Origin of the sequence: Burkholderia sp. BCC0405, from assembly GCF_902833075.1 — a bacterium.
Lineage (GTDB): Bacteria > Pseudomonadota > Gammaproteobacteria > Burkholderiales > Burkholderiaceae > Burkholderia.
The window spans coordinates 146,949-172,502 of sequence record NZ_CADFEO010000013.1; the positions used below are offsets into that span (position 1 = coordinate 146,949).

Consider the following 25,554-nt stretch of genomic DNA (forward strand, 5'->3'; position numbering starts at 1 on the left):
TCCGGATAGAGTGGGTCACGCGCGCTGCGCAATCATTCACGCCACGACGGCGTGCGCTTTTCGAGGAAGGACGCAATCCCTTCGCGCGCTTCCGCGCCGGCGCGGGTGCGCGCGATCCAGTCGGCGGTCTGCTCGATCAGCGTCGCATCGAGCGGGCGGCCGGCCACGTCGGCGACGAGCCGCTTGCACGCCTTCACCGCGTCGGGGCCGTTCGCGACGAGCGTCGCGGCCAGCTTCGCGACCGTTTCGTCGAGCGCATCGGCCGGCACCGCGTCGTGAATGAAACCGAGCGACGCCGCACGTGCACTGTCGAACACCTCGGCCGTCGTGAAGTAGCGGCGCGCCGCGCGCTCGCCCATCGCACGCACGACGTACGGCGCGATCGTCGCGGGGATCAGCCCGAGTCGCGCTTCCGACAGGCAGAACTTCACGCCGTCGGCGGCAATCGCGATGTCGGCCGCCGCCACCAGGCCCACGCCGCCCGCGTATGCATCGCCATGCACGCGTGCGATCACCGGCTTGCCGCAGCGATGGATCGCCTCGAGCATCCGCGCGAGCTTGCGCGCATCGGCACGGTTCTCGTCGTCCGAGTAACCGGCCATCTTCTTCATCCAGTTCAGGTCCGCACCCGCGCAGAACGCCGCCCCTTCCGCGGCGAGCACGATCGCGCGCACGCCTTCGTGCGCGTCGAGCCATTCGAACGCGGTGGTGAGCTCGGCGATCGTCGTCTCGTTGAACGCGTTGCGCACGTCGGGACGCGCGAGCGTGACGGTCGCCACGCGGCCGGCTTCACTGACCTTGATCGTTTCGTATCGCATCGTTCAGCCCTCCCGGCCGTTACATGCGGAACACGCCGAAGCGCGTCTCGTCGATCGGCGCGTTCATCGAAGCAGCGAGGCCGAGCCCGAGCACGTCACGCGTTTGCGCGGGGTCGATCACGCCGTCGTCCCACAGCCGCGCGCTCGCGTAATACGGATGGCCCTGGCGCTCGTACTGGTCGCGGATCGGCTGCTTGAACGCATCCTCTTCCTCGGCGGACCACGAACCGCCCTTCGCCTCGATGCCGTCGCGGCGCACCGTCGCGAGCACCGACGCGGCCTGCTCGCCGCCCATCACCGAGATCCGCGCGTTCGGCCACATCCACAGGAAGCGCGGGCCGAATGCGCGGCCGCACATCCCGTAGTTGCCGGCGCCGAACGAGCCGCCGATGATCACCGTGAACTTCGGCACCTTCGCATTCGACACGGCCGTCACCATCTTCGCACCGTGCCGTGCGATGCCTTCGTTCTCGTACTTGCGCCCGACCATGAAGCCCGTGATGTTCTGCAGGAACACGAGCGGAATCTTGCGCTGGCAGCACAGCTCGATGAAATGCGCGCCCTTCACGGCCGACTCGGAGAACAGGATGCCGTTGTTCGCGACGATCCCGACCGGGTGGCCCCAGATGTGCGCGAAACCCGTGACGAGCGTCGTGCCGAAGCGCGCCTTGAATTCGTCGAACTCGGAATCGTCGACGATGCGCGCGATCACCTCGCGCACGTCGAACGGCTTGCGCGTATCGACCGGGATCACGCCGTACAGGCTCTTTGCGTCGTAGCGCGGCGGCTTCGGCTCGCGCAGCGCCACCGGCGGCGCGATCTTCGGCGCGAGGTGATCGACGATGTTGCGCGCGATCGACAGCGCATGCGCGTCGTTCTGCGCGAGATGATCGGCCACGCCCGACAGGCGCGTATGCACGTCGCCGCCGCCGAGATCCTCGGCGCTCACTTCCTCGCCGGTCGCGGCCTTCACGAGCGGCGGGCCGCCGAGGAAAATCGTGCCCTGCTCCTTCACGATGATCGACTCGTCGCTCATCGCCGGCACGTACGCGCCGCCCGCCGTGCACGAACCCATCACGACGGCGATCTGCGCGATCCCCGCGGCGGACATCGTCGCCTGGTTGAAGAAGATACGGCCGAAGTGGTCGCGATCGGGGAATACGTCGTCCTGGTTCGGCAGGTTCGCGCCGCCCGAATCGACGAGGTACACGCACGGCAGCCGGTTTTCCGCGGCGATCTCCTGCGCGCGCACGTGCTTCTTCACGGTAACCGGATAGTAGGTGCCGCCCTTGACCGTCGCGTCGTTGCACACGATCACGCATTCGCGGCCGGCGATCCGGCCGATCCCGGTGATAATGCCCGCGCCCGGCGCGTCGTCGTTGTACATGCCGTTCGCCGCGAGCTGCGAGAACTCGAGGAACGGCGCGCCCGGATCGAGCAGTTGCGCGATACGCTCGCGCGGCAGCAGCTTGCCGCGCGACAGGTGCTTGTCGCGCGCGGCTTGCCCGCCGCCCTGCGCGAGCTGTTCGATCTTCGCGCGCAGGTCGGCGACGACCGCCTCGAGCGCCGCGGTATTCGCGCGGAAGTCTTCCGAGCGCGGGTTCAGTTTCGATTCGATGATCGGCATCGACGGGGCTCCGTTCGCGTGACGTGGGGCGTTACATCGTTTCCGCGAACAGCTCGCGGCCGATCAGCATCCGGCGGATCTCGCTCGTGCCGGCGCCGATCTCGTACAGCTTTGCATCGCGCCACAGGCGCCCGACCGGGTATTCGTTGATGTAGCCGTTACCGCCGAGGATCTGGATCGCCTCGCCGGCCATCCAGGTCGCCTTCTCGGCCGTGTAGAGAATCACGCCCGCGCAGTCCTTGCGCACCTGGCGGATGTGGTCGCTGCCCGCCGAATCGAGGTGGCGGCCGACCGCGTACAGGTACGCGCGGCACGCCTGGAACGTGGTGTACATGTCGGCGACCTTGCCCTGGATCAACTGGAATTCGCCGATCGCCTGGCCGAACTGCTTGCGGTCGTGGATGTACGGCACCACCGCATCGAGGCACGCGGCCATGATGCCCGTCGGGCCGCCCGACAGCACGGCGCGCTCGTAGTCGAGGCCGCTCATCAGCACCTTCACGCCGCCGTTGAGCTGGCCGAGGATGTTCTCCTCCGGCACCTCGACGTCCTGGAACACCAGCTCGCCCGTGTGCGAGCCGCGCATGCCGAGCTTGTCGAGCTTCTGCGCGACCGAGAAGCCCTTCATCCCCTTCTCGACGATGAACGCGGTGATGCCGCGCGGGCCGGCTTCGAGGTCGGTCTTCGCGTAGACCACCAGCGTGTCGCAATCGGGGCCGTTGGTGATCCACATCTTCGTGCCGTTCAGCACGTAGCGATCGCCGCGCTTGTCGGCGCGCAGCTTCATGCTGACGACGTCGGAGCCGGCGTTCGGCTCGCTCATCGCGAGCGCGCCGATGTGTTCGCCCGACACGAGCTTCGGCAGGTATTTCTGTTTCTGCGCCTCGGTGCCGTTGCGGTGGATCTGGTTCACGCACAGGTTCGAGTGCGCGCCGTACGACAGGCCGATCGACGCCGATGCGCGCGAGATCTCTTCCATCGCGACCATGTGGGCGGTGTAGCCCATGTTCGCGCCGCCGTATTCCTCGGCGACCGTCATGCCGAGCACGCCGAGATCGCCGAACTTCTTCCACAGATCCATCGGAAACTGGTCGGTGCGGTCGACCTCCGCCGCGCGCGGCGTGATTTCCTTCGCCGCGAACGTCGCGACGGCGTCGCGCAGCATCTCGATGTCTTCACCGAGCATGAATTGCACACCGGGCAGGTTGATCATGTCTCCTCCGTCTCCAGAAAGTGTGTGGCACTCACCGATTTCTGAGTTTCGCTCAAATCGAATGAATGCTCAGATTCATTGACCAATACAGCGTAAATTTTGCACAGTTTCGCGCCTCGCCGGGTGGGGCGTCAATAGTTTTTTGAGTGACACTCAGATATCATGCCGAGATGACAGCCGCTACCGCCGACACCATGACCGCCACCGTCAAAGCCGACCGCGCCGACACGCCGCGCGCGCCCGCCGGGCGCAAATCCCAGCAACGCGTGCAGGACATTCTGCGCGCCGGCCGGGAAGTGTTCGCCGAAAAAGGTTACGAGCATGCGACGGCCGCCGAGATCGCGCAGCGCGTGGGCGTCTCGGAGGCGACGGTGTTCAGCTATTTCCGCGGCAAGCGCGAGCTGTGCGCGCGCGTCATCGCGGATTGGTACGACGAAAACATTGCCGCGTTCGAGCACGGGATGCCGCAGGACGCGTCGGTGCAGCAGCAGTTCGCGTTCATCGTGCGCACCCACCTGCGGTTGATGCTGGTGAACGGCACGGGCCTGTGCGCGCTGGTGCTGTCGGAAGGCCGCGCGAAGCAGCATGCGCTGAGCGACGAGCTCACCGCGCTGCAGCGCCGCTACACCGCGCCGCTGATGGACGTGCTCGCGCGCGGCCAGGCGGCCGGGCAGGTGCGCACCGACCTGCCGCTGAGCCTGCTGCGTTCGATGGTGTTCGGGCCGATCGAGCACGTGCTGTGGGATGCGATCCTCGGGCACCGCAAGCTCGATACGGAAACGACGGCCACGCAGCTCGTCGACATGCTGTGGGCCGCCGTGCAGCCGCCCGCGCCGGAACAGGCGGCGCTGGTGCGCTTCAGGAACGACGTGGCGGAAGCCGTGCGGCGGCTGGAAGGCGACAGCACGCGCGGGTGACGCGCGGCGGCCGGATGGCGGCGCCGCGGCACGATGGCCGCGGCGCGCCGGTCGGTTCGCTCAGTTTGCGAGGCGGCAGTGCGCCAGCTTCAGGCCCGGCAGGACGGGGGCGTCGATATAGCCTTCGTTCACGCAGCTGAAGCGGAATGCGGCCGACGTGACGAACGGCTTGATCTCGCCGCCGGGGAATTTCGGCTTCAGCGCATCCTGGTCGGCCACGTCGAAATGCGTGTCGAACTGCTCGCCGTCGGCCGTCAGCGCGCCGAAATAGGTGCCGCCCGGGTCGCTGCCCATCCGGATCACGGCGCCGACGAACACCAGGCGCTTGCCGTCGTACTTCGTCTTCGCGGCGGCCATGTCCTGCGTATAGGCCTCGATGACGGCGCCGTAACGCGCGTCGATCGCGGGCTCGGTGTCCGACGCGGCGCAGGCGGTCTGGTGAACGCCCGCCAGCAGCGTGCACGCCGCCAGCGCGGCCGCCGCGAACGGCGCGGAAATCTTCTTCATGGGTGGTCTCTCCCGTCTAGCGTGGTGGTTGAACTGATTGAAGCCCGGCGCCTGCGCCGGACGAATGCGCTTCCGTTGCTTTAGTCGTTCGAATGGCGGAACACGGCTGCGATCACTTCACCACCCGCATGGTCATGTGCGGTGCGCAGCGTCGCGCTGAACGCGACGTGACTGGAAGATGACATGGTGCGGCCCCCGGCTCTCTCATTGAATTTCACTGCGTCTGATTTTGGCCGCTACGGTAGCAGACGGCCGACGGGCTGGCAATCGCGACTCGACTTGCGTGACAAGAGGCAATCGATCCCCGGATCAAACACGTAACGCCGCACCAGCTTGCCGCCGCCGTCGTATTCACCCACCAGCTTCTGACCGTCGTACAACAATGCCGTATCGACGCCATTGATACTCGTCTTGACCAGTCGACCTTCCGGGTCGTACGTCAATGCCGCGCTCGTGCCCGAACGGCTTGCCGTCTTCAGCCGGTTATCCAGGTCATACGTATACGTCCACGCCCCGTCGCTCGTCAGGTTGCCGTTGCGGTCATACCTCACCGCCTTCCCCGCCACCCCCGTGTACTGGTTCAGCGCGTTCGTCGCGTACGTATTCGACACCGCCGCAGGCACCCACCCGTACCGGTTGTTCGACACGCTCGACTGCTTGATGTCCCCCAACTGGTTACGCGTGAAGCTCGACAGCCAGTCCTCCGCGCTGCTCGTGAAGCGGTGATTCTGAGTCGACAGCCAACCCTGGTTGTCATACGCGTATTCCGTGCGCGTGCCGTTGCCCAGCTCCACACGCGTGCGACGGTTCAGCGCGTCGTAGCTGTACTTCGCCAGGCTCGTCGTGCCGTTCTCCAGCAACTGCGACGGCCGGCCATAGCCGTCATACGCGATCCCTACATGGAAACCATCCGGCCATGCAACATCCGTCACGTTGCCCGCCGCGTCGTAGCGGTAGCTCAGCGTCCGGCCCGCCGCGCTCGTCTGCGTCAGTTGACCCAACCCGTCGTAGCTGTTCGTCACCGTCTGGCCGCCATCGCTGTACTGCGATGCCGTCTTCAGGCCGCGCAAGTCATAGCTGTACTGAACGTTACCCACGCCTCCAGGGAACGTCCGTGTACTCACGCGATTCAACGCATCGAACGTCTGCGATACCGTCTGGCCGTCACGCTTGCGCTGCGTGACCAGATTGCCGTTCCCATCCCACGCGTACTGCTCGAAGTCGTTCGCGTTGCCCATCCCAGGACGACCTTCCAGCGGGTAGTGCGTCCGGTAAAGCCGATCGTGACCGTCGTACAGGTTGACCGTCGTATTGCCCTTCGCGTCGGTCGTCGTCGCCACCGTCCCGTTCGGGTTGTACGCATAGCTCACGTACGTCTGCTCCAGACCCGTACCCACTGCCTTGCGCACGCTCTTCACACGGTCGTCCGCGTAGTACGCCGTCTCCGTCACCCGATTGCCGCCGTCCGCTGCACTCAGGTATTGTGTGACGCGGCTCGGGCGATGGTGGTCGTCGTACGCCGTATCGGTTATCGGCGTCGGCGACGCCTCGACCGGGCACGTCGTCACGTTCGCCGTCTTCGCCGGCCCCCATACCCGCACCACGTCACCCATTGCGTTGTAGCGCTTGCACGTCACCATCGCGCCGCCGGCGATGGCTACACCGCGTCGAATTTCGCGATTGTTCGCGTCATAGGCGATCACTTCGTCCGCGCCTAGCAAACTCGCGTTCGTACGCGTTACGTTGTCGCGCTTGTCGTACGTGTAGGTGATTTTCGGTGCACCGTCGCGCTGGCTCGAAACCAAGCGCCCTTCGTTGTCGAAAGTCGTCACGGTCTTGATACGCTGACCGGTATCGTCCTGCGTCACGACAGCGGGCGTATGGTCCGCCGCGTAACTGATCGCCGTCGACGTGGTGCGCGCGGCGTCGATCCGCTCGGTCACGCGTGTCGGTCGATAGAACGTACCTTTGCCCTGCGGCGTCACTTGCTCATAGGTAAAGGTCGTGACAGGCGAAGCGCCGCCTACAGCGGGTTTCGTGATCCGCTCGAGCAGCCAGGCGTAGTTATAGGAGAACGACGTCACGTTGCCGCGCGCATCCGTAACGGATGCCAGCCGGTCACCCAGATAGGCAAACTTCTGCGTCAAGGCCGGATCGCCGGATCCGGGGCGCGGATATTGCGTGATGGTCGCTGGCTGGTGGGAGCAAAGATACGTAGCGTTATTGCACGTCAGATCGTAGTAGACGTACTCGATGCGATTGCCTTCAGGACGCGTTTCGCGCACGAGACGATTCTGGCCGTCATAGTCTTTGAGCGTCCAGTTGCCCATCGGGTCGCCGGACTGCAGCAGATTGCCCTCTCCGTCGAAATAGTTCGTGCGCGCCGTGCCGCCCGGCCCCACCTCCTCCGTCCGCGAACCGGCAAAGTAATAGTTGAACACGTTGCCTGCGGCACTCGTTTGCGTCCGCATACGACCCAGCGTGTCGTAGACGTTCGTCACGACGGGTATGTTCGGGAAACTCGGCTCGTAGAACTTCGTCATCCGGCCGGGCTTGTCATACTCGAAGCGTGTCGCAAACCCGTCCGGATCGGTCACACTGACCAGGTTGGAATTGCCGTCATACGCATAACGCACGGTTTTCTGCGGGCTGGAAACGCTCTGCAGAAGGCCGTTCGAATAAGCCAGCGTGAGGCTGCGACCCAGGCTGTTTTCAACCCGCGTCAACAGATCGCCGGCCCACGTGAAATCGATCGCCTTTCCGCTCTGCTCGACGTAGCGTGACGCCTTGCCCGTCTGCAAATCGAACGTAAAGCGTGCGGAGCCGTCCGTGCCCGCTCGATTGATGGTGTAGCTCGCCGTCTTGCTGATACTGTCTTCGGAGAGGGACACCGACTTGCCCGGAGGCGAACTGTATCCACCGGATGTGCTGTAACCGATGCCCGGCAGCCTGACGAATACATCGCTGTTCAAACCCAGCTTGACGATCCTCGTATTGTCGACGAGTTGATCGCCAAACCAGCGCTGCGCGATTACCGCGGTCAGGAACCGGTCCGCCGAAACGTCAGGCTCGTTCAGCAAATCCAGCGATACCTTGTGCTCGACAATCGTGCCTACCGCATCGAGCGCCAGACGGTCGCCCATGCCAAGGAATCCATCGGACGCGGTGCGGACATTGAGATCGTAGTTGTGCGTCCAGCCTTTACCGAGCACGCCTGCCTGGTTCTTCATGCCGCTGCTGTAGAAGCGTTGAAAATTCAGGCTGTCGGGCGAATCGCCGCGGCCGGTCTTGACATCCTGATGCTCGAACAGGAAGTTGCCGTGAACCATGTCGACCGGATCGCCTGCCACGGCTTGCGGCCCGAAATAGCCAGTCAGATTGACCGGCGACTTCGCCGTGCTCACCGTCTTGGCGTTGTAGGTCGGTGCGGGAACGGGGGACGTGAAGTACCCGCCAGAATACCCACCGCTGATGGTCGACCCGAGCAGGCGAGCGTTCCCCATCCCGCGCACGAAGTAGCCGACGCCGTTCCAGCGATTCTCGACCAGCCGACAGTTGCCGGGAATCAGCAGTTGAAATCCCTTTCCTACGTAATACTGAAAATTCCCTAAATGTGGCTCGCAGTTCCTCAAGGCCGGACTAACCACGTTCGCATAGTTGCCGCCCCTGGCGTTGTAGATCGTCTGCCCTTGCATCATCGCCATGTCGAGCAGTTTCACCGTCGATACCGCCGACACGCCTGAGGTCTGATTGACCGCCGTCGATTCGAGAATCGACAAATGCATCCCGTTGCTGTCGAAAACGGCCCGTTCGAGTGCCGTGTTGCCGTCCATTTGAACGGGTGAACTCATGTTGCTCGGCAGATCGACGTACGGACCATCGGTATAGCCCGCGATGCCGACCTGATGCTGCTGAACGGTATATGCGTTCGCGAGGCGATCGGTGATCGATGCGCTGCGAGTCGTCTGCGACACCCATTGCGCACCCATCACGCCAAGGCTTGCGCCGAGCACGGGTTCGCTGTCGTCCGCATGGCCGGCCGCGCGAAGCTCTTCCAGATTCTTGAGATAGTGCTGCGACAACCCGCGGCCGGTCGGGCCCCAGCCGTTCACGATCAGGTACTTGCCACCACCCTTGATGTGCTGCTCGAACGCATGGTCCGACTGATCGTTCGGATACGCGTTGTGCCACACGACAAAGGTCACCACGCTGTCCGCGCCCGGTGCGACCGCTGCCCCCGGCGCGCCCATCGTCTGGCCGTCGAGCCGGAGCACCGGCTGATTCGATGCGTTGTAGGTGATTGTCAGACGCTTGCCGTAGATGGCATCGGCGGTGAAGGTTTGATCGATGCCTTGGTACAGCACGCGCACGGTCGGCTTGTACCCGACCGGAATGTCGTCCCACTCCTGCGGTGCCCAGCGCGTATCGAGCAACGCGTTTTGAGTCTGTCGCAACGCGCCCGAATAGAACGGGATGATGGACTTGCCGCCGACAATGTCGCTCAGGGTCGCGGTCGGCTTCTTCTTGCTGATCCAGCCCGCAAGATTCATCGATGCACGGCCGAGATCGTCGCGGATACCGGTACGCTTCAAACCTCGCACCAGATCGGGCGTCACCGTCGCACCGGCCCTCGCGTTCTGCAGGAACGTCGCCGGGTTGTAGCCCGCTGCCGCATTCAGGTCGATGCCGGCCTTGACGACGTGTGGCTTGTAGCTCGGATCGAACGTGTACCACGTCCCGCCGATATTGGTTTTGACCCAGAAATGCTCGATCGAGATTCCGGTCATCGACGCGCTCAACCCCGGGCAGCCGCCTGCCTGCGTCGCATTGACGTCGTAGATCGGGATCTGGGTCTGCCCCATCAGGTTCAGCACCGCGCACACGTTATGGGTCGGCACGCCGTACCAATCCGCAAACTGCTTCGCGCTGAGTTTGATCACGCCACGCACGATCCGCGTGTCGTAGCCCGACAGGCGTAGCAGCGACACCATCAACTGGGACTGATCGGCCGCGCTGCCCTGGTTGTCGAGCACCGCGCCAAGCGCGCCTTTGTGGATACCGCGTACCGGGTCGATTTCGACGTTGTTGCGAACGTACTGGTAGATCAGGTCCGGGTGATAGCGCAACGCACGGGCGAGTTCTTCGAGCGATGCCGGGCCCGGTGGCGCGCCGTTTGTGACGATACCGTTGTCAGCCGTGATCCCGACCCCGCGCGTCATGCGCGGCGGCTGCGCGAAATTCTGCAGGGGGACGTCTTCGCGTGCGGCTTTCCTGCCGCGCTTGCGGTCGAGCTTCGCCATCGTCTCGATCGTCCCATTGGCGTTGATGCCTGCCGGCATCTCGCGTGCGGCCCGCTTGTCGTGCTCGATCGCCTCGGTTGCGGCAACCGGCGCCATCCACGCACGGATGGCATTCGGTTGAGGCGCGAACTCTTGCCCCGCCGGCACGCGAATCGAACGCGACAGCCCCTCCGACGGCCCGCGCCCGCGACGAATCGCAGGTTGCGGCGAAGACGGCTGCGCGTTCGACGCCGGATTTACGTCGACAACAGCCGGTGTTGTGCTGGAGAACTGCACATTGCCGGCCTCGGCCGTACCGAAACACAACGCCAGCCATCCCGCGAGCGATGCAAGCGCGACGGGTCGGGTGATTTTCCATTTTCGGGCAGTGCGACAAATGACCTCGCGCATGCACATGGACGCAACCTCGGACATCGAACGGCTCCTTGGATGTAAATATTTTTATGATTGAGATCGATGTTTACGCAAAGGAATGGCACGCCCACACCCATTCCCAAAAATGGATGAATACATAAACACACTGGATTCAGGCCGGCAAGGCATCATCGCTTTTGTACGAAATCCAAATTATCAATTTCGTACAAGCCTCATTTTCCTTGTGACATTCCCGATCTTCTTGAATTGAACGCCCGTTATGCCGGCGGCGTCGACGAAACGACGCTTGTACGGTTGCCAGCGGCATCATAGTTGTAGATGATCGTGGTGGCTTTGGCACCATCGCTATAGACCACCCGCGTCAATCGTCCCAAAGCGTCGTACGTGTAGTCAGTTTGACTGGCCGAATATGCAGATGCCGACAATGCCAGCCAAACGATGCCTGTCACCCACCGCAGCGCCGATCGCATCGCCCCCGGCGCCAATCGAGCTTGCACGCCTCCGGGCAGCCTCGTGCCCCTTCGCCCCGACCTATCTTCAACCTCATACATGGTGACGCCCCTCTTCTTCTGTTCACTTCATCATCAAACGATTTATATCTCTGAAAAATCCGAATATTCGTCGCACAATGCACGCAGCAAGATAAACGACTCGGAAGCAACTCTACATATTCATTACATTCACCTCAAACCCGTTCACTCGAACAAGTTCCAAAAACGACATCGCACTTCCATTTCACGCAAGCCTCTGCTCGATTCCCACGCATCCGAATGCGCACCGAACGCATTGGTTAATTCATCAAAAATTGTCACAACTTGCCATCGCCAATCCAGAATCAAAATCGCTCTCACCACCCGTCACCATGAAACGACATTACTCGTAACGGTTAGCATGCCTTTACATACGGAAATCAAGCCGATATAGTTCGAAAAAATTTCTACAGAAATCATGCGCAAATTCACGAACCAAAATGCGAGCGCGAGCGATCAGCGAGGCTTTACTCTCCTCGAATTGCTGGTCGTCCTGGTCATCATCGGGCTCCTTGCGGGCATCGTCGGGCCACGACTCTTTGCCAACGTCGACAAGTCGAAGATGACTACCGCGAACGCGCAGATCCATGTCTTGAGCAAAGCGCTCGACCAGTTGCGGCTGGACATCGGCCGTTATCCGACGACACAAGAAGGATTGGCGCTGCTGGTCTCTCCGCCCGCCAACGGCACACCCGGCTGGAATGGCCCTTATCTGAAAAAAGCCGTGCCACTGGATCCATGGGGCATGCCGTACCAGTACGCGTCCCCCGGCACGCACAACCCGGATTACGACGTCGTGTCGTACGGCCCGAGCAAAAGCGCGACGGCCGTCAACGCCCTCCACAACTGAGCCGCTGGCGTTTTCCAGCAGGCCGTCATCGTCGGTTGATCGGTATCGTGTCGAAATTCTTCTTGCTTGGCCTGAATGCGCACGGCGAGCTGCAACAGTTCGATTTGCTCGCGTCGAATCGTGAAGACGCACAACGGGAGGCGATGCGCCGCGCAAGGCAAGCGGCCGTGCAGGTTGTCGAAATCGGTTCGACCAGCGGCGCTCGCTCGGGCATGATGCGCTCCCGCCTGCCGCTCGCCGGCCTGGTCCGGCGTCAGCGTTTCGACCTGCCGCTGTTCGGCTACGAACTGCTGGCATTGCTGCGTGCGGGATTGGCGCTCACCGAAGCGCTCGAAGCCCTGGATGAACGTGGGCGACAAAGCCGATCCGGCGCAGCGGAAGAGCAAGGCCACTATGTGCTGCCGGAACTGGTGCGCCTGATGCGGCAGGGAAAATCGTTTTCGGCGGCACTCGCCGCGCACCCCGACTGCTTTTCGGCACTGTTCATCGCGATGATCTCGGCCAGCGAACAGACGGGAGGAATGACCGATGCGCTGGAGCGCTACCTGCAGTATCACGCGCAGGTCAGCGCCGTTCGGCAAAGGCTCATCGCCGCGTCACTCTACCCCGCGCTGCTGATGTTCACGGGAACCACGGTCGCATTCTTTCTGGTCTGGTTTCTCGCGCCCCGCTTCGCGCACGTCTACGAAGGGATGCTGTCGGCAGACTTACCGATGCTGTCGCGGTGGTTGCTCGATGCGGGAATGCTCGTCGGCGAGCACACGCTCGCTTCGCTCGGCTGCTTGTTCGCGCTCCTCATCGGCGCCGCCGCAGCGTTCACGCGCCCTGCCGCGCAACAACGGTGCCTGGCGTTGCTCGGCCGGATTGGCTGGATCGGCGAAATGCTGAAGCTGATGCAACTGGCGCGCTTCTACCGCTCGCTCGGGATGCTGCTGCAAGGCGGCGTCCCGCTGCTGCCTTCGCTCGACATGACTCGGGACCTGCTGCCACTCACGCTTCAGGACGGTCTAACACGCTCCATGGCCAGCATCGCGCAAGGCAAGAAATTGAGCGAAAGCCTGCGGCATGACGGGTTGACGACCACGATCGCGCTGCGTCTGCTGCGCGCGGGCGAGCGCAATGGCCAGATCGCCGGAATGCTGGAACAGGCGGCGATGTTCCATGAGCGCGAGATCACTCAATGGGTCGAGCGGTTCTCACGTCTGGTGGAACCGATCCTGATGCTGATCATTGGCCTGGGAATCGGCGCGATCGTCGTGCTGCTGTATCTGCCGGTGTTCGATCTGGCGGGGAAACTGCAATGAGCGACGCACCGGCCGAAGCGGTATCGCTGCTCGCCCAAGCCCGGGCGCTGGCCCGCACCCATGGCGAACCCGTTCTATGCACGCTCGAAAAAGCCGGCAGCTTCTCTGTCGATGCGATGCTCCAGTTCGTCGCCAGCGAAAGCGGGACGGCCCTGCTTCGGCTCGCGCAGATGGAAGCCATGACGCCGGATTTTTCCGGATTCAGCTATGCGGAATGCCTGCAGAAAAATTGCGTGGTGTTGCACGACGGCGATGATCGCCGCACCCTGGTTTGCGACGATCCTTGGCATACCACGCTGATTACGCTGGCAAGCTACCGCATTCCCGGCTATTTCGATCTGGCCTTCGCGCATCCGCTCGAACTGAAGGCATTACTTACCCGGTTCGGCAGCGATCAGGACGCGCTGTCCCAGTTGATCCGGCTCGACAAAACGGACAACGGCGCGAGCGATTCGGAGGAAATCTCGCTGGCCTCGATCGCCGGCGACGAAAGTCAGGTCGTGCGGCTCGTCAATTCGACGCTGTACGACGCGCACCGTAACCGGGTATCGGACATCCATTTCGAAAACTCGCTGCGCGGGCTCTCGATCAAGTACCGAATCGACGGCGTCATCTCGACCGCGCGCGTCCTGCCGGACCCGGCGATCGCCGAACAGGTCATTTCGCGCCTGAAAGTGATGGCCGAACTCGACATCGGGGAAAAGCGCATTCCGCAAGACGGGCGATTTTCCGTGTCGATCGATCCGCGCGAAGTGGATTTCCGGGTGTCGATCATGCCAGGTCTGTTCGGAGAAGACGCGGTGTTGCGGATTCTCGATCGGCAATCGCTGACGGCCGACATGGCGCAGTTGAACCTAAGCATGCTCGGCGTTGACGAGCCGACGCGTCAGGTGATGCGCCGGCTCGCGAATCAACCGCACGGCATGCTGCTCGTGACGGGTCCCACAGGCTCCGGCAAAACCACGACGTTGTACGCAACGCTGTCCGAGATCAAACGCGGCGAGGACAAGATCATCACGATCGAGGATCCGGTCGAATATCAACTCGACGATATCCTGCAAATTCCCGTCAACGAGAAAAAGGGCCTGACGTTCGCACGCGGGCTGCGCTCGATTCTGCGACATGACCCGGACCGGATCCTGGTCGGCGAGATCCGCGACCGCGAGACGGCGGAAATCGCTATTCAAGCGGCATTGACCGGACACCTGGTCTACACGACCGTCCATGCGAACAACGTGTTCGACGTGCTGAGCCGCTTCAGGCACATGCAGATCGATCCGTACAGCTTCGTGACGGCGTTGAACGGTGTAGTCGCGCAGCGACTGATCCGGTTGAACTGCACGCACTGCGCGGCGCCGATCGCGCCGGACGAAGCATTACTGCGGGATTCGCGCGTCACGCGCGAGCAATTGGCCGATGGAACGTTGATGAAGGGCACGGGCTGCGCGAACTGTCGAGGCAACGGCTATCGCGGCCGGTGCGCATTGGCGGAGGTGCTGGTGCTGGACGACCCGCTACGCGAAGCGATTCTGCAGCAAATGCCGACCGGTCGACTGAAAGAGATGGCACGCCAGCGCGGGATGCACCTGATGCGCGAGCAGGCGATCGAAGCCGTTAAGCGCGGACAGACTACCTTGGAAGAAATCAATCGTGTCACGTTTGCCGATTGAGCCCGACATTCGGCAAGCCGTTCAGCGGACTGCCAGGCTCGCTCTCGACGTCAAAGAATGTGCGACCAGGGCAACGCGACCGGAGCGCCTGCGCGTCTATCTCGGGCACGATGCGCTGGCCGTGTGCCACTTCGCCGGCCGCTTCAAGCCGGTGGTGCGGCATCAAGCAATCCTGCACCCGGGTAGCGGCGCACATGGTCTGGCCGGCCAGTTGGCGACGCTGGGTGCCTGGTTGGACGCGCAGCCGATGCGCGGCGAAATCGAGTGGATCGTCGGCATCGATCATGTCCGCTATTTGCTGCTGCCCTGGGATCCGCGCGCGGTGCAAGACGCATTCTGCCGGTCGCTGACGACCGCGCTCTTTGCACAAAGCTTTGGCGGCGACGTCCCCATCGATGCCTATCAGCTACGATTTGGGCCGCTCGCGTTTGGCCGGCCACGCCTGGTATCGCTGATCGCGAACGACGCGATTCGCGAGCTGGCGGCTTTTTCCACGCGGCGGGCATGCCGGACCCGGCTGATTGCCCCCGCCATGAGCGTGGTATGGGACCGCTACTTTGCACGACTGAAGAAGAGTGCCGGGGTACTCGCGCTCGTCGAGGGGCCGCGTCTGCTGCGCGTGGGTTACGACCATGGCCACGTAACGACTTTCTCGATTCAGCCTTTTTCCGACACCCAGCCATCCACGATGCCCGGCGACGCAACCTGGATCTTTCCAGCGCATTACCGGGCCGGCGCTGCTGGCGGCGCGTTGACGCTCGACGGTCACACGCCGGATGACGATGCGCAGCTCGCCTACGCGCTTTGCGGAGTCGTCTGAATGGGTCGTCTGAACTGGAACCATGCATCTCGGCCCCGCTGGAACCGGCCGTGGGTCGCCGTCGGCGGCATCGCACTCGCGGCATGTCTTCACGCATTGTGGTGGCGCGACGTGCTGCTTACACAACGCAACGAGATCGTCGAGCAAGCCGAGCATCTGTCGCACCAGGCAGCCGTACCGAAACATTCAGCTGCGCCCCCCTCCCCTACCGCACTCGATCGCGTCTTCGCCGAATTGCGTTATCCGTGGACCGACATGCTGGACAGCTTGGGAGCGGCAACGCAACCCGGCGTCAATCTGCTGACGCTGGAGCCCGACGTCGATATTCGGCACGTGCGAATCGGCGGTGTTGCCAATCGAACACAGGATGTGCTCGATCTGATCACCGTGCTGCAAGAAAATCCGGCTTGGTCATCGGTCCGACTGGTCAGCCAGACGAGAAATGCTGATGCCAGCCCGACGCCTGCTCAGGACTCCGTTCCACCTCTGCCGAACTTCCCGCCCCTGCCGGGACTGTCGGGCGCGCTATCGTCGACGCTGTCTTTTACATTAAGCGCCGATTGGAGACGACCATGAGCCGCCAACGTATCCTGCAAATCGTATCCTGGCGCGGTACCTGGCTGTTGAATCGACTCCAATCGCCGCACGTCACCGTCACTGCGCTGCTGGCTCTGTGGGCGTTGCTGACCGGTACGATCGATTACCCGCTGTTCAAGGAAACGCGGCGGATGGCAATGCAACTGGCGTCGATACCGGAACCGGCGCCAGTCGGACCGGCTGCACGGAAAGCCGAGCCGCGCAATCTGGCGAAGGAATTCGCGGCTACCCTGCCGGAGTTCGACGCCTATCCGGATCAGCTACGCGATTTGCACGCGCTCGCGGACAAGCACGGCATCGTCATCACGCGGGCAGACTACCGATATGAGTTGCTTGCCGAGCTGCCTATCGAGAAGCTCGCGATACACATGGATATCAACGGGCCGGACGAAGCCCATCGCCGGTTCCTGCAGGCGATGCTCAACGCATTGTCCAATCTGTCGATCGCCCGTCTGGCCTACGCGAAAAGCACCGACGGATCGACGAAGGTCGAGCAGAAGCTGGATATTCACCTGTATTACAGGGTGAGGGCGGCTGCATGAAAAGGACCGTATCCTCTCCCGTACAGTTCATGCTGGCCGCGACGATTGTCGGCTCGGCCGTTTCGCTGCTCAAACCGGATCCGGTTGAACTACCTGTGCTGACGGAGCGGGCTGAAAAACCGCCCCCTGACTCCCGGACAACCGTTCCCTCACGCGCCGACCAGCCCGATGCGCCCTGGCAGCGTCCACGGTTGCCGGATTCGATGACGACGGCCGAAGCGCCCAAGCCGAAGATTGCATCGGATCTGCCGCCGTTACCACCAGCCGGCTCGCTCGCCAGTATGGATAGAACGCCGCCGTTGCCGTCCCCTGCCCCGTCCCAACCCTCCGCGCCGGACATCGTGTATCTGGGCCGCATGATTCGAGACGGTAATACACAGGTCTTCTTCGCATCGAGCGGCGGCGAGCCGATCGTGCTGAGCCAGGGCGGCGTGTTGGACGGCAGTTGGAAAATCCGGTCGATCTCATCGACCCACGTCACGCTGCGGCACGTGCATTCCGGCGAAACCCGCTCGATCACGATGGGCGACCGGGCCGGCGGCGGTCAGCCCGGCAGAATGCCCGCCCAGGTCGGCCAAGGCTTTCTGGCCAGTCATCCGGCCGACGTACAGATCCAACCCGTCCATTGACAGGCAGAAGAATGAACCAGGTGTGTTTCAGACATCGAGCAAACGCTGTTTCCAGCTCGATTCGACGGTTGCCGCGGGCCTTGGGTATGACTGTACTCATCGCCAGTTTCAGCGGCTGCGTTGGCTATACCGACTGGCGTCAAGGTAACAAGCTGATCGAGAAAGGTCAGGTCGGTCAGGGGCTGGAGCAGATGCAGCAGGCATCGAAGGAGAATCCGGAGCGGTATCGGATGAAATTCATTGCCGAGCGCGACAACCAGGTACGGTTGCTGATGCAAAAGGCCGTGATCGCGCGCGCAAACAGCCAGGCCGACGAAGCGCTGGCTGCGTATCAGCAAGTGCTGCGTTACGATCCGCAGCATAGCGAGGCCTTGCGCGGCGTGAGTCTGATCGCGCGCGAGCAGCGTGCGCAAGCCGAACTGGATGAAGCGCGCGCGGCGCTCGGCAAAGGCGACACCGCGACTGCCCGGCAGTTGCTGAATGCGATCCTGTCGGAAAACCCCGGTCACAAGGTAGCCAGCTCGACGCTGCAACAGGTCGACGCGCAATCCACGCGTGCGACGATGGTCCTGCCGGCGCTGAATCAATCGCTGCAAAAACCGGTCACACTGGAACTGAAGGACGTCGACATCCGCTCGGTACTGTCGATCCTGACCCAGACGTCCGGCGTCAGCTTCGTGCTGGACAAGGAAGTCAACCCCGATCTGCGCACGACCGTCTACGCGCGCGATACATCGGTCATCGATGCACTGAACTTGATACTGCAGACTTCGCAGCTCGAAAGGAAGGTGTTGAACGACACAACGATGCTGATCTATCCGTCGACCGAAGAAAAGAAAAAGCGCTACGATGATCTGGTCGTGCGTTCCTATTACCTGAACAGCGCGGATCCTCAGAAGGTTCAGGACATGCTGCGCACGATCGTCGCGCCAAAATCGATGTACGTGGACGGCCGGCTGAAGATGCTGGTGGTACGCGACACCGAAACGGTGCAGGACACGATCGTCCGACTGCTGAATCTCTACGACATCGCGAGCCCGGAAGTGATTCTCGATGTCGAGGTGCTGGAGGTCAATTCGAGCGATCTGCTCAACCTGGGGATCCAGTTTCCGGACAATGTCAGCGCCAGAATGGTCGGGCCCACCGGCGTGGCGGGCAGCATGACGATCGGCGATCTGAAACACCTGAACCGGGACAGCTTCCCGCTGAGCTTCCCGGATCCGCTTGCGGTGCTGAACCTGCGCCAAACGAGCGGCAGTACACGCACGCTGGCCAATCCGCGCATTCGCGTCGTCGATCACGAAAAGGCCAGCGTGTTGATCGGCGACAAGGTGCCGGTCATCACGTCGACGGTGAATCAGACGTCCAATGCGATCACCGAATCGGTCAACTATCTGGATGTCGGCCTGAAGCTCGAGGTCGAACCGGAGATCCATGTCGATAACGATGTGACGATGAAAGTGGCGCTGGAAGTCAGCAATATCGTCAAGGAAGTTCGTTCGTCGGCCACCGGCCTCCTCGCCTATCAAATCGGCACGCGCAACGCGAATACGGTGCTGCGACTGCACGAAGGCGAAACGCAGGCGTTGGCGGGCCTGATCAAGAACGACACTCAGGAATCCGGCACGCATGTGCCTGGTCTGGGAAAAATCCCCGTGCTCGGACGACTGTTCTCGAACAACAGCGACACCGCCACGCGCTCGGAAATCGTACTGCTGATCACGCCGCATATCGCCCGCTCGCTCGCGATGCCGAACGCATACGCGCAAGCGTTCCCGAGCGGCACGGCCGAACAAGTGTCGACCCGGCCGCTACGATTGACGCCTGCGGCCCGGTACAGCGATTCGGACGATCTGTCCGCGCCGGCCACGGTCGATCCGGCCGGCGATTTCGTCGTCTCCTCCGCTTCGGCATCGGGAGCCCGCATCGCCATCGCCTCGTCACCCGCGTCACCGACGCTCGGTGCACCGCCGTCGGGCAGCCCCCCGGATAGCGTCCGCTTCGATCTCGCGACGCCATCGCAAACCCCGCCGAACAGTCGCTTTACCGTCAATTTTCTGGCGAACGGGTCGGGCTTCGAAGAGGCACGGATAGACCTGGTGCTCGACCAACCGGGGATCCGGTTGCTGAAGGTCGAACCCCGCGACGGTGTCGCGCTCGATGCACGCCAGGACGGCAGAGTCGTTCACGTTACGGTCGGCAAGGCAAGCGCCGACGGCTCGCTCGGCATGCTGGCGTTCCAGGCTGGGCAGGCATCGACGGTTCCGGTCAACCTGTCGCTGCAAAACCTGAAAGTGCGAAAGAACGACGCGCCGCTGGCCGGCACGGTCACGCTGCCCAAGCAATTGACGGTGTCCGATTGAGATGATGCGATCCTATGAATCAGGTTTCACGCTGATCGAGATGATCGTGACGGTCGCGCTGGTGGCCATCATCGCGTCCGTCGCCACGCCGTTCCTCAGGATGCAGCAACAACGCGAGAAGGAACGCGAGCTGAAGACGGCCTTGCGGGAGATTCGCTCCGCGATCGACGCCTACAAGTTGGCCGGCGACGAAGGGCGGATCGCACGCTCGGTCGATTCGACCGGTTATCCGATCTCGTTGGACCAGCTGGTTTCGGGAACTGCCGATCAACGTGATCCGAAGAGCCCCCCGATTCGATTTTTACGACGTATTCCGCGTGACCCGATGAACCCGTCGTCGTCGATCTCCGCCGCTGACAGTTGGGGCAAGCGCAGCTATGCCAGCGAAGCGGACAATCCACGGGAAGGAGCTGACGTGTACGACGTGTTTTCGACAAGCCACCGAAAGGGCACCAACGGGATCCCGTACCGGGAGTGGTAATCGACTATGCCGAACAAGTCCGCCCGCGGTTTTACTCTGATCGAATTGTTGGTCGTACTCACGATCATTGCGACGCTTCTGTCGATCGTCGCGCCCCGATACATCCACCAGACCGACCGAGCAAAAGAAGCTGCGCTCAGGGAAAATCTGTCGGTGATGCGTCGCGCGCTGGACGAGTATTACGGCGATACCGGCCAGTACCCGGACAGGTTGACCGCACTCACCGAGCAGCACTATCTGCGAGCATTTCCGCTCGACCCTCTAACCAACCGGGCGGATAGCTGGGTGCCAGTGATGGGAACCGACAATGACGAAAAAACCATCGTGGACGTAAAAAGCGGCGCGGCGGGCAGCGCGCTCGACGGGACCGATTACAGCACATGGTAAGTTGCCGCACACGTCTTGGCCGTCAGCGCGGCGTCGCTTACTTTTGGGCGCTGTTGATGGTGCTGTTCGTCACGCTCGGACTCGGCAAGCTGCTGGACAATGTCGCCAAATCGAATCGGCGGGCGCGCGAAGCGGAACTGCTCTACGTCGGCAACCTGTATCGGGACGCAATCCGACAGTACTCAGAGAGCACACCCGCAGGCACACGACCGTACCCTGACAAGCTCGACGACCTGCTGCGCGATCCGCGCTATCCGGTCATACGCCGTTACCTGCGACAACGCTATCGCGACCCGATTACCCGACAAGCCTTCGATCCCATTCAAGCACCGACAGGCGGCGTGATGGGCGTCCGCAGTTCATCCACCCAAAAGCCCATCAAGATAACCGGCTTCAACAACGATCAGACAGGATTCTCGACTGCGCGGCGCTACCAACAATGGGAATTCATTTACACGCCCAACATCATGGCTCCACCTAAGAAATAAGACACCTGCGGTGTGGCATGTTGGGCCGGCACGCGTTACAAATCGCTAATCGCCGAACGCCACGCGGCTCAGGATAGCTCGCTCGGAAATCTCTCGTTCCTGGCACCCCATTAATTGCAAATGATTCTCATTACATATATTATTCACCCTCTGGTCGCGGTGGAACGCCGCGGCCCGCGCCACGATCCTTAGCACTCCATCCTGCATCGATTCATGCCACCCCGACGAACGCCCCACCGCGCCCGGACCTTGCGTCCGTGGCGCACGAGCCTGCCTGCCCTGATCACGCTTTGCGTCGCGAGCGGCACGCCTGCCGATGCCGCCGAACCCGCCGCCTCAGCCTCCGCTTCCACGCCCTCGACGCCGGCCGCGCGCGCACTCCCGGCCATCAGCGTCAGCGCATCGGCAACCGCCGATCCAACGGTCGGCTATCAGCCGCGCACCACGAGCATCGCGGGCGGCGACAACCGTTCGATCAAGGAGATTCCGCAATCGGTCGCGGTGGTCAGCAGCAGCGTGATGCAGGACCAGCAGGCGCGCTCGCTCGACGACGTGCTCGGCAACATCAGCGGCGTCACCCAGACCAACACGCTCGGCGGCACGCGCGACGCGTTCATCAAGCGCGGCTTCGGGTCGAACAACGACGGCTCCGTGCTCGTCGACGGCGTGCGCACGCCGGTGCTGCACAGCTATCTTGCGACGATCGACCGCGTCGAAGTGCTGAAGGGCCCGGCGTCGCTGCTCTACGGGATGCAGGATCCGGGCGGCGTGATCAACCTCGTCACGCGCAAGCCGGAAGACACGTTCGGCGGCTCGATCTCGGCCTCGCGCACGAGCCATGGCGGCAGCAGCGCGACGTTCGACCTCACGGGCCCGCTCGGCAAGCCGGGGCAGGTCGCGGGCGGCACGCTCGCGTTCCGGCTGACCGGCCAATACGACACGAGCCGCTACTGGCGCAGCTTCGGCCGCCAGCGCGATGCACTGATCGCGCCCGCGCTGTCGTGGCACGACGCGAACACGTCGGTCGACGTCAGCTACCAGTATGTCGACTACACGACGCCGTTCGATCGCGGCACCGTGCTCGTGAACGGCCAGCTCGACGATGCGCTGCGCTATCGCCGCTACGAGGAAGCGTGGTCGCAGAGCACCGGCATCCAGGAAACGCTGCGCGCGCGCATCGAGCACCGCTTCTCCGACGCGTGGCGCGTGCGCGCGACCTATGGCTGGGGCCGCGACCGCTACGCTCAATACATTACCCGCGCCACCGCGTTCAACGGCACGACCGGCGCACTGGCGCGCTCGTCCGATGCGAACCTCGGGCGCAACGATTCCGACCAGATCGCGACGCTCGGCCTGCTCGGCAACGTGACGCTCGCCGGGATGAACCACGCGATCTACTTCGGCGGCGAATACGAGCGCCAGCGCAGCTTCCGCGGCGACACGATCCGCGGCAAGGCGACCAAGGGCTTCAACCTTTACGATCCCGTGTACGACCTGCTCGCGCCGGGCGGCGCACCCAACCCGAAGCAAAGCGATTCGCGCTCGGTGGTGCATGCGTATTCGCTGGTCGTGCAGGACTCGGTGAAGCTCACCGACCGGCTCACCGCGGTGGGCGGAATGCGCTCGGAAAACTGGCAGCAGGAATCGGGGATGGGCCGGCCGTTCGTGTTCGCCGACCGCTCGCGCGGCAACGTCTGGCTCCCGCAGTTCGGGCTCGCGTATGCGCTCACGCCGACGCTGACCGCCTACGCGAACGTGAGCCGCTCGTTCAAGCCGAACGTCGCCACGAACGTCGCGGCGCCGCTCGCGCCGGAATACGGCCGCGTGCTCGAGGCCGGGCTGAAGTTCAGCCTGAAGCCCGCGATCACCGGCACGCTCGCGGTCTACCAGATCGACAAGCGCAACGTCGCGGTCACGGTCAACGATCTGACGTCGACGATCGGCACCGCTCGCTCGCGCGGGATCGAGCTCGACGTCGCGGGGCAGATCACGCGCCATCTGAGCGTGATCGGCAGCTACGCTTATACGAATGCGAACGATCGCGACAGCAACACGCCGCTCGTCAACGTCGCGCGCCACACGGGCAGCCTCTTCGCGGTGTACGACACGGCGATCGCGAACCTGCCCGGCCGCTGGCGCTTCGGCGGCGGCGCACGTCTCGTCGGTGCACGCCCGGGCGACACCGCGAACAGCTTCACGCTGCCCGGCTACGTGACCGTCGACGCATTCGCAGCCTACGAAACGACGATCGGCAAGTTCCCGACGCGCTTGCAGCTCAACGTGAAGAACCTGCTCGACAAGACCTACTACCCGTCGAGCAACAACAGCCTGATCGTCGCAGTCGGCGAGCCACGGCTCGTCACGCTGACGACGACGGTGTCGTTCTGACGCCCTGATGTTCTGATGCGCTGATACGTGCGTGGGCTTTCCGGCAAGCGGCAGCCCATGCGCAAACCCGCATCAGCGGCCGCGCTCCGCCGCCCCCCACTCCCCCACCCACTCCTAAGCGCAGCGTCCCGGCCACTTCACGATCGCTCGCTCGATCGCGGCAAACGCACACGTGTTGCGTCGAGCAACAACGCGACAACAACGCGGCGACGAAACACCGCTCGACCATCCGGCGAACCCGGCGCTGCAGCGAAACGCGTCGTTGCTCGCCGCCAACACCCGCGCCGGAATCTCCTTGACCGGCGTCCTGCACGACACCCGACGCCGTCCTCCACACGCCTCCCCGGCACCCGCTTCAGCACCCGCTTCAGCCCCCGTTTCGCCGCCAGCAAAAATGCATCCGAGCGATGCAATTCCGCCCGCGCCCGAACCGCATCGCACGCCGTATGATCGGCCCGGCCTTTTCCCAAGGCTGTCCAAAGCGCGTCGCCCTCTCCATCCGTTCACGCGCTCCCCCACAATCACCCAGCGAACATGTCCAACTTCTCACTCATCCTCGTCGTCTCCCTGTTGAGCGCCTTTGGCCTGATCGCGTCCGACGTCTACCTGCCCGCGATGCCGTCGATGGCCCATGCGTTTTCGATCGCTGCATGGCAGATGCCGCAGACGGTATCGGCCTACCTGATCGCGCTCGCCTGTGCGCAACTGTGCTACGGCCCCCTCTCCGATCGATGGGGACGCAAGCCGGTGCTGACGGTCGGCATCGTCGTGTACATCCTGGGCTCGATCGGCTGCGCAAGCGCAGGCGGCTTCGCGAGCTTTCTCGGATGGCGCGTCGTCGAAGCGCTCGGCGCGGCGTCCGGCCTCGTCATCGGTCGCGCGATCATCGCCGACACGTGCGACAAGCACGCATCCGCGAAGGTCTACAGCATCGTGTATCCGCTCGTGTCGCTGTCTCCGGCGATCGCCCCCGCGATCGGCGGATATCTGGCCGCGTGGTTCGGGTGGCGCAGCAATTTCATTTTCGTCGCCGCGTTTGGCGGGGTCGCGCTCGTGCTCGTCCAGCGTCTTCTGAAGGAAACGCGGCCGGCCGCCACGCCGCGGCAACATCGCGCCGCGCCGCTGGCCGGCTTCGCCGACGTGCTCGGGGACCGCGCATTCATCCGTTACACGCTCGTCGTCTGCGCGATCTATTGCGCGTGGTTCGTCTACCTGACGCAGTCGCCGTTCATCTTCGCCGGCCTCGGCCTGTCGGAACAGCAAAGCGGCTGGCTCTATCTGCCGCTGACCGCCGGCATCATTTCCGCCAACCTGCTCTCGCGCCGCATGCTCGACCGGATGTCTTACGACGCGATCGTCGCGGCCGGCATCGGCTGCTTCGTGGCCGGCGGCCTCGCGTTCGCCCTGTGCGAGTCGTCGCACGTCAAGGGCATCGTCGCGATCGTCTTGCCCATGTTCCTCGTCAGCCTGTCGAACGGATCGTCGCTGTCGCTCGCCGTGTCGCGCGCCATCGCAAGCGAGCGCGGCCGGGCGGCCACGGCGTCCGGGCTCGTCGGCTTCTTCCAGATCGGCAGTGCGTCGCTCGCGGCCACCGTGTCCAGCAGCCTGCTCGGTACCGGCAGCCACGTGCTGGCGACGGCCATCCCGTTCTTCGCGATCGTCGCGGCGGTTGCGATCGTGCCTCGCTGGTATGCCGCGCGACGCATGCGCTCGATGCGCGAGACCCAGCCCCGTTGAGTACCCGGCCC

At 63.3% G+C, this 25,554-nt stretch carries 19 protein-coding genes; 14 read left to right on the plus strand and 5 right to left on the minus strand.

What is annotated here, in order from left to right:
• Positions 1-32 precede the first annotated feature (32 nt).
• Genes HWX36_RS22325 through HWX36_RS22335 form a run of 3 tightly spaced genes read right to left on the minus strand, consistent with a single transcriptional unit; the run spans position 33 to position 3,658 of the window.
• Entirely contained in the window at positions 33-818 is a 786-nt protein-coding gene (locus tag HWX36_RS22325; protein WP_034190576.1) for an enoyl-CoA hydratase/isomerase family protein, read from the minus strand.
• A gap of 19 nt (positions 819-837) precedes the next feature.
• Entirely contained in the window at positions 838-2,445 is a 1,608-nt protein-coding gene (locus tag HWX36_RS22330; protein WP_175954791.1) for a carboxyl transferase domain-containing protein, read from the minus strand.
• 31 nt (positions 2,446-2,476) lie between these two features.
• Positions 2,477-3,658 (minus strand): isovaleryl-CoA dehydrogenase, encoded by a 1,182-nt coding sequence (locus HWX36_RS22335; RefSeq protein WP_021163017.1) that lies wholly within the window; start codon positions 3,656-3,658, stop codon positions 2,477-2,479.
• Between the two features lie 170 nt (positions 3,659-3,828).
• Between HWX36_RS22335 and HWX36_RS22340 the strand changes: the two genes are divergently transcribed.
• On the plus strand, positions 3,829-4,575 hold the full coding sequence (locus HWX36_RS22340; RefSeq protein WP_175954793.1) for a TetR/AcrR family transcriptional regulator: 747 nt from the start codon (positions 3,829-3,831) through the stop codon (positions 4,573-4,575).
• 60 nt (positions 4,576-4,635) lie between these two features.
• Here the strand turns inward: HWX36_RS22340 and HWX36_RS22345 are convergent, their stop codons facing one another.
• Together HWX36_RS22345 and HWX36_RS22350 are read right to left on the minus strand one after the other, a co-directional pair.
• Complete coding sequence (locus HWX36_RS22345) at positions 4,636-5,082, minus strand: hypothetical protein (protein ID WP_175954795.1); 447 nt, start codon at positions 5,080-5,082, stop codon at positions 4,636-4,638.
• Between the two features lie 236 nt (positions 5,083-5,318).
• Complete coding sequence (locus HWX36_RS22350) at positions 5,319-10,478, minus strand: DUF6531 domain-containing protein (RefSeq protein WP_175954797.1); 5,160 nt, start codon at positions 10,476-10,478, stop codon at positions 5,319-5,321.
• Between the two features lie 1,227 nt (positions 10,479-11,705).
• Between HWX36_RS22350 and gspG the strand changes: the two genes are divergently transcribed.
• The 13 genes from gspG to HWX36_RS22420 all read left to right on the plus strand — a co-directional run bounded on the left by gspG (position 11,706) and on the right by HWX36_RS22420 (position 25,543).
• Positions 11,706-12,137, plus strand: coding sequence for a type II secretion system major pseudopilin GspG (gene gspG, locus HWX36_RS22360; protein ID WP_175954801.1), 432 nt, complete (start codon positions 11,706-11,708; stop codon positions 12,135-12,137).
• 47 nt (positions 12,138-12,184) lie between these two features.
• Positions 12,185-13,441, plus strand: a complete 1,257-nt coding sequence (locus HWX36_RS22365) for a type II secretion system F family protein (protein WP_175954803.1) — start codon at positions 12,185-12,187, stop codon at positions 13,439-13,441.
• Positions 13,438-15,111 carry a GspE/PulE family protein gene (locus tag HWX36_RS22370; RefSeq protein ID WP_175954805.1) on the plus strand — a complete coding sequence of 558 codons (1,674 nt, stop codon included), beginning with the start codon at positions 13,438-13,440 and terminating at the stop codon, positions 15,109-15,111. The genes HWX36_RS22365 and HWX36_RS22370 overlap by 4 nt, the downstream gene beginning before the upstream one ends.
• Positions 15,092-15,931 (plus strand): hypothetical protein, encoded by an 840-nt coding sequence (locus tag HWX36_RS22375; protein WP_175954807.1) that lies wholly within the window; start codon positions 15,092-15,094, stop codon positions 15,929-15,931. The genes HWX36_RS22370 and HWX36_RS22375 overlap by 20 nt, the downstream gene beginning before the upstream one ends.
• Entirely contained in the window at positions 15,932-16,507 is a 576-nt protein-coding gene (locus HWX36_RS22380) for a PilN domain-containing protein (RefSeq protein ID WP_175954809.1), read from the plus strand.
• Positions 16,504-17,070 (plus strand): hypothetical protein, encoded by a 567-nt coding sequence (locus HWX36_RS22385; protein ID WP_175954811.1) that lies wholly within the window; start codon positions 16,504-16,506, stop codon positions 17,068-17,070. The genes HWX36_RS22380 and HWX36_RS22385 overlap by 4 nt, the downstream gene beginning before the upstream one ends.
• A gap of 29 nt (positions 17,071-17,099) precedes the next feature.
• Complete coding sequence (locus HWX36_RS22390) at positions 17,100-17,699, plus strand: hypothetical protein (protein WP_208457815.1); 600 nt, start codon at positions 17,100-17,102, stop codon at positions 17,697-17,699.
• 11 nt (positions 17,700-17,710) lie between these two features.
• Complete coding sequence (locus tag HWX36_RS22395; RefSeq protein WP_175954815.1) at positions 17,711-20,062, plus strand: tetratricopeptide repeat protein; 2,352 nt, start codon at positions 17,711-17,713, stop codon at positions 20,060-20,062.
• A 1-nt stretch (position 20,063) separates the two neighbouring features.
• Entirely contained in the window at positions 20,064-20,543 is a 480-nt protein-coding gene (locus HWX36_RS22400) for a type II secretion system protein (protein WP_175954817.1), read from the plus strand.
• A gap of 6 nt (positions 20,544-20,549) precedes the next feature.
• Positions 20,550-20,930: a prepilin-type N-terminal cleavage/methylation domain-containing protein gene (locus HWX36_RS22405; protein WP_175954818.1), complete on the plus strand. Its 381-nt coding sequence runs from the start codon at positions 20,550-20,552 to the stop codon at positions 20,928-20,930.
• Positions 20,931-20,986: 56 nt separating this feature from the next.
• On the plus strand, positions 20,987-21,418 hold the full coding sequence (locus tag HWX36_RS22410) for a type II secretion system protein (RefSeq protein WP_208457816.1): 432 nt from the start codon (positions 20,987-20,989) through the stop codon (positions 21,416-21,418).
• A 213-nt stretch (positions 21,419-21,631) separates the two neighbouring features.
• The gene (locus tag HWX36_RS22415) at positions 21,632-23,806 is read left to right on the plus strand and encodes a TonB-dependent siderophore receptor (protein ID WP_175954822.1); all 2,175 of its coding nucleotides are present in this window, start codon (positions 21,632-21,634) and stop codon (positions 23,804-23,806) included.
• A 534-nt stretch (positions 23,807-24,340) separates the two neighbouring features.
• The gene (locus tag HWX36_RS22420) at positions 24,341-25,543 is read left to right on the plus strand and encodes a multidrug effflux MFS transporter (RefSeq protein ID WP_175954824.1); all 1,203 of its coding nucleotides are present in this window, start codon (positions 24,341-24,343) and stop codon (positions 25,541-25,543) included.
• The last annotated feature ends 11 nt before the right edge of the window (positions 25,544-25,554 follow it).

What these genes read in the sequence shown, in the direction of transcription:
- HWX36_RS22325 (WP_034190576.1), bottom strand. Translation starts at nt 818, where the DNA reads ATGCGATACGAAACGATCAAGGTCAGTGAAGCCGGCCGCGTGGCGACC.
- HWX36_RS22330 (WP_175954791.1), bottom strand. Translation starts at nt 2,445, where the DNA reads ATGCCGATCATCGAATCGAAACTGAACCCGCGCTCGGAAGACTTCCGC.
- HWX36_RS22335 (WP_021163017.1), bottom strand. Translation starts at nt 3,658, where the DNA reads ATGATCAACCTGCCCGGTGTGCAATTCATGCTCGGTGAAGACATCGAG.
- HWX36_RS22340 (WP_175954793.1), top strand. Translation starts at nt 3,829, where the DNA reads ATGACAGCCGCTACCGCCGACACCATGACCGCCACCGTCAAAGCCGAC.
- HWX36_RS22345 (WP_175954795.1), bottom strand. Translation starts at nt 5,082, where the DNA reads ATGAAGAAGATTTCCGCGCCGTTCGCGGCGGCCGCGCTGGCGGCGTGC.
- HWX36_RS22350 (WP_175954797.1), bottom strand. Translation starts at nt 10,478, where the DNA reads ATGGCGCCGGTTGCCGCAACCGAGGCGATCGAGCACGACAAGCGGGCC.
- gspG (WP_175954801.1), top strand. Translation starts at nt 11,706, where the DNA reads ATGCGCAAATTCACGAACCAAAATGCGAGCGCGAGCGATCAGCGAGGC.
- HWX36_RS22370 (WP_175954805.1), top strand. Translation starts at nt 13,438, where the DNA reads ATGAGCGACGCACCGGCCGAAGCGGTATCGCTGCTCGCCCAAGCCCGG.
- HWX36_RS22380 (WP_175954809.1), top strand. Translation starts at nt 15,932, where the DNA reads ATGGGTCGTCTGAACTGGAACCATGCATCTCGGCCCCGCTGGAACCGG.
- HWX36_RS22385 (WP_175954811.1), top strand. Translation starts at nt 16,504, where the DNA reads ATGAGCCGCCAACGTATCCTGCAAATCGTATCCTGGCGCGGTACCTGG.
- HWX36_RS22390 (WP_208457815.1), top strand. Translation starts at nt 17,100, where the DNA reads ATGCTGGCCGCGACGATTGTCGGCTCGGCCGTTTCGCTGCTCAAACCG.
- HWX36_RS22395 (WP_175954815.1), top strand. Translation starts at nt 17,711, where the DNA reads ATGAACCAGGTGTGTTTCAGACATCGAGCAAACGCTGTTTCCAGCTCG.
- HWX36_RS22400 (WP_175954817.1), top strand. Translation starts at nt 20,064, where the DNA reads ATGATGCGATCCTATGAATCAGGTTTCACGCTGATCGAGATGATCGTG.
- HWX36_RS22405 (WP_175954818.1), top strand. Translation starts at nt 20,550, where the DNA reads ATGCCGAACAAGTCCGCCCGCGGTTTTACTCTGATCGAATTGTTGGTC.
- HWX36_RS22410 (WP_208457816.1), top strand. Translation starts at nt 20,987, where the DNA reads ATGGTGCTGTTCGTCACGCTCGGACTCGGCAAGCTGCTGGACAATGTC.
- HWX36_RS22415 (WP_175954822.1), top strand. Translation starts at nt 21,632, where the DNA reads ATGCCACCCCGACGAACGCCCCACCGCGCCCGGACCTTGCGTCCGTGG.
- HWX36_RS22420 (WP_175954824.1), top strand. Translation starts at nt 24,341, where the DNA reads ATGTCCAACTTCTCACTCATCCTCGTCGTCTCCCTGTTGAGCGCCTTT.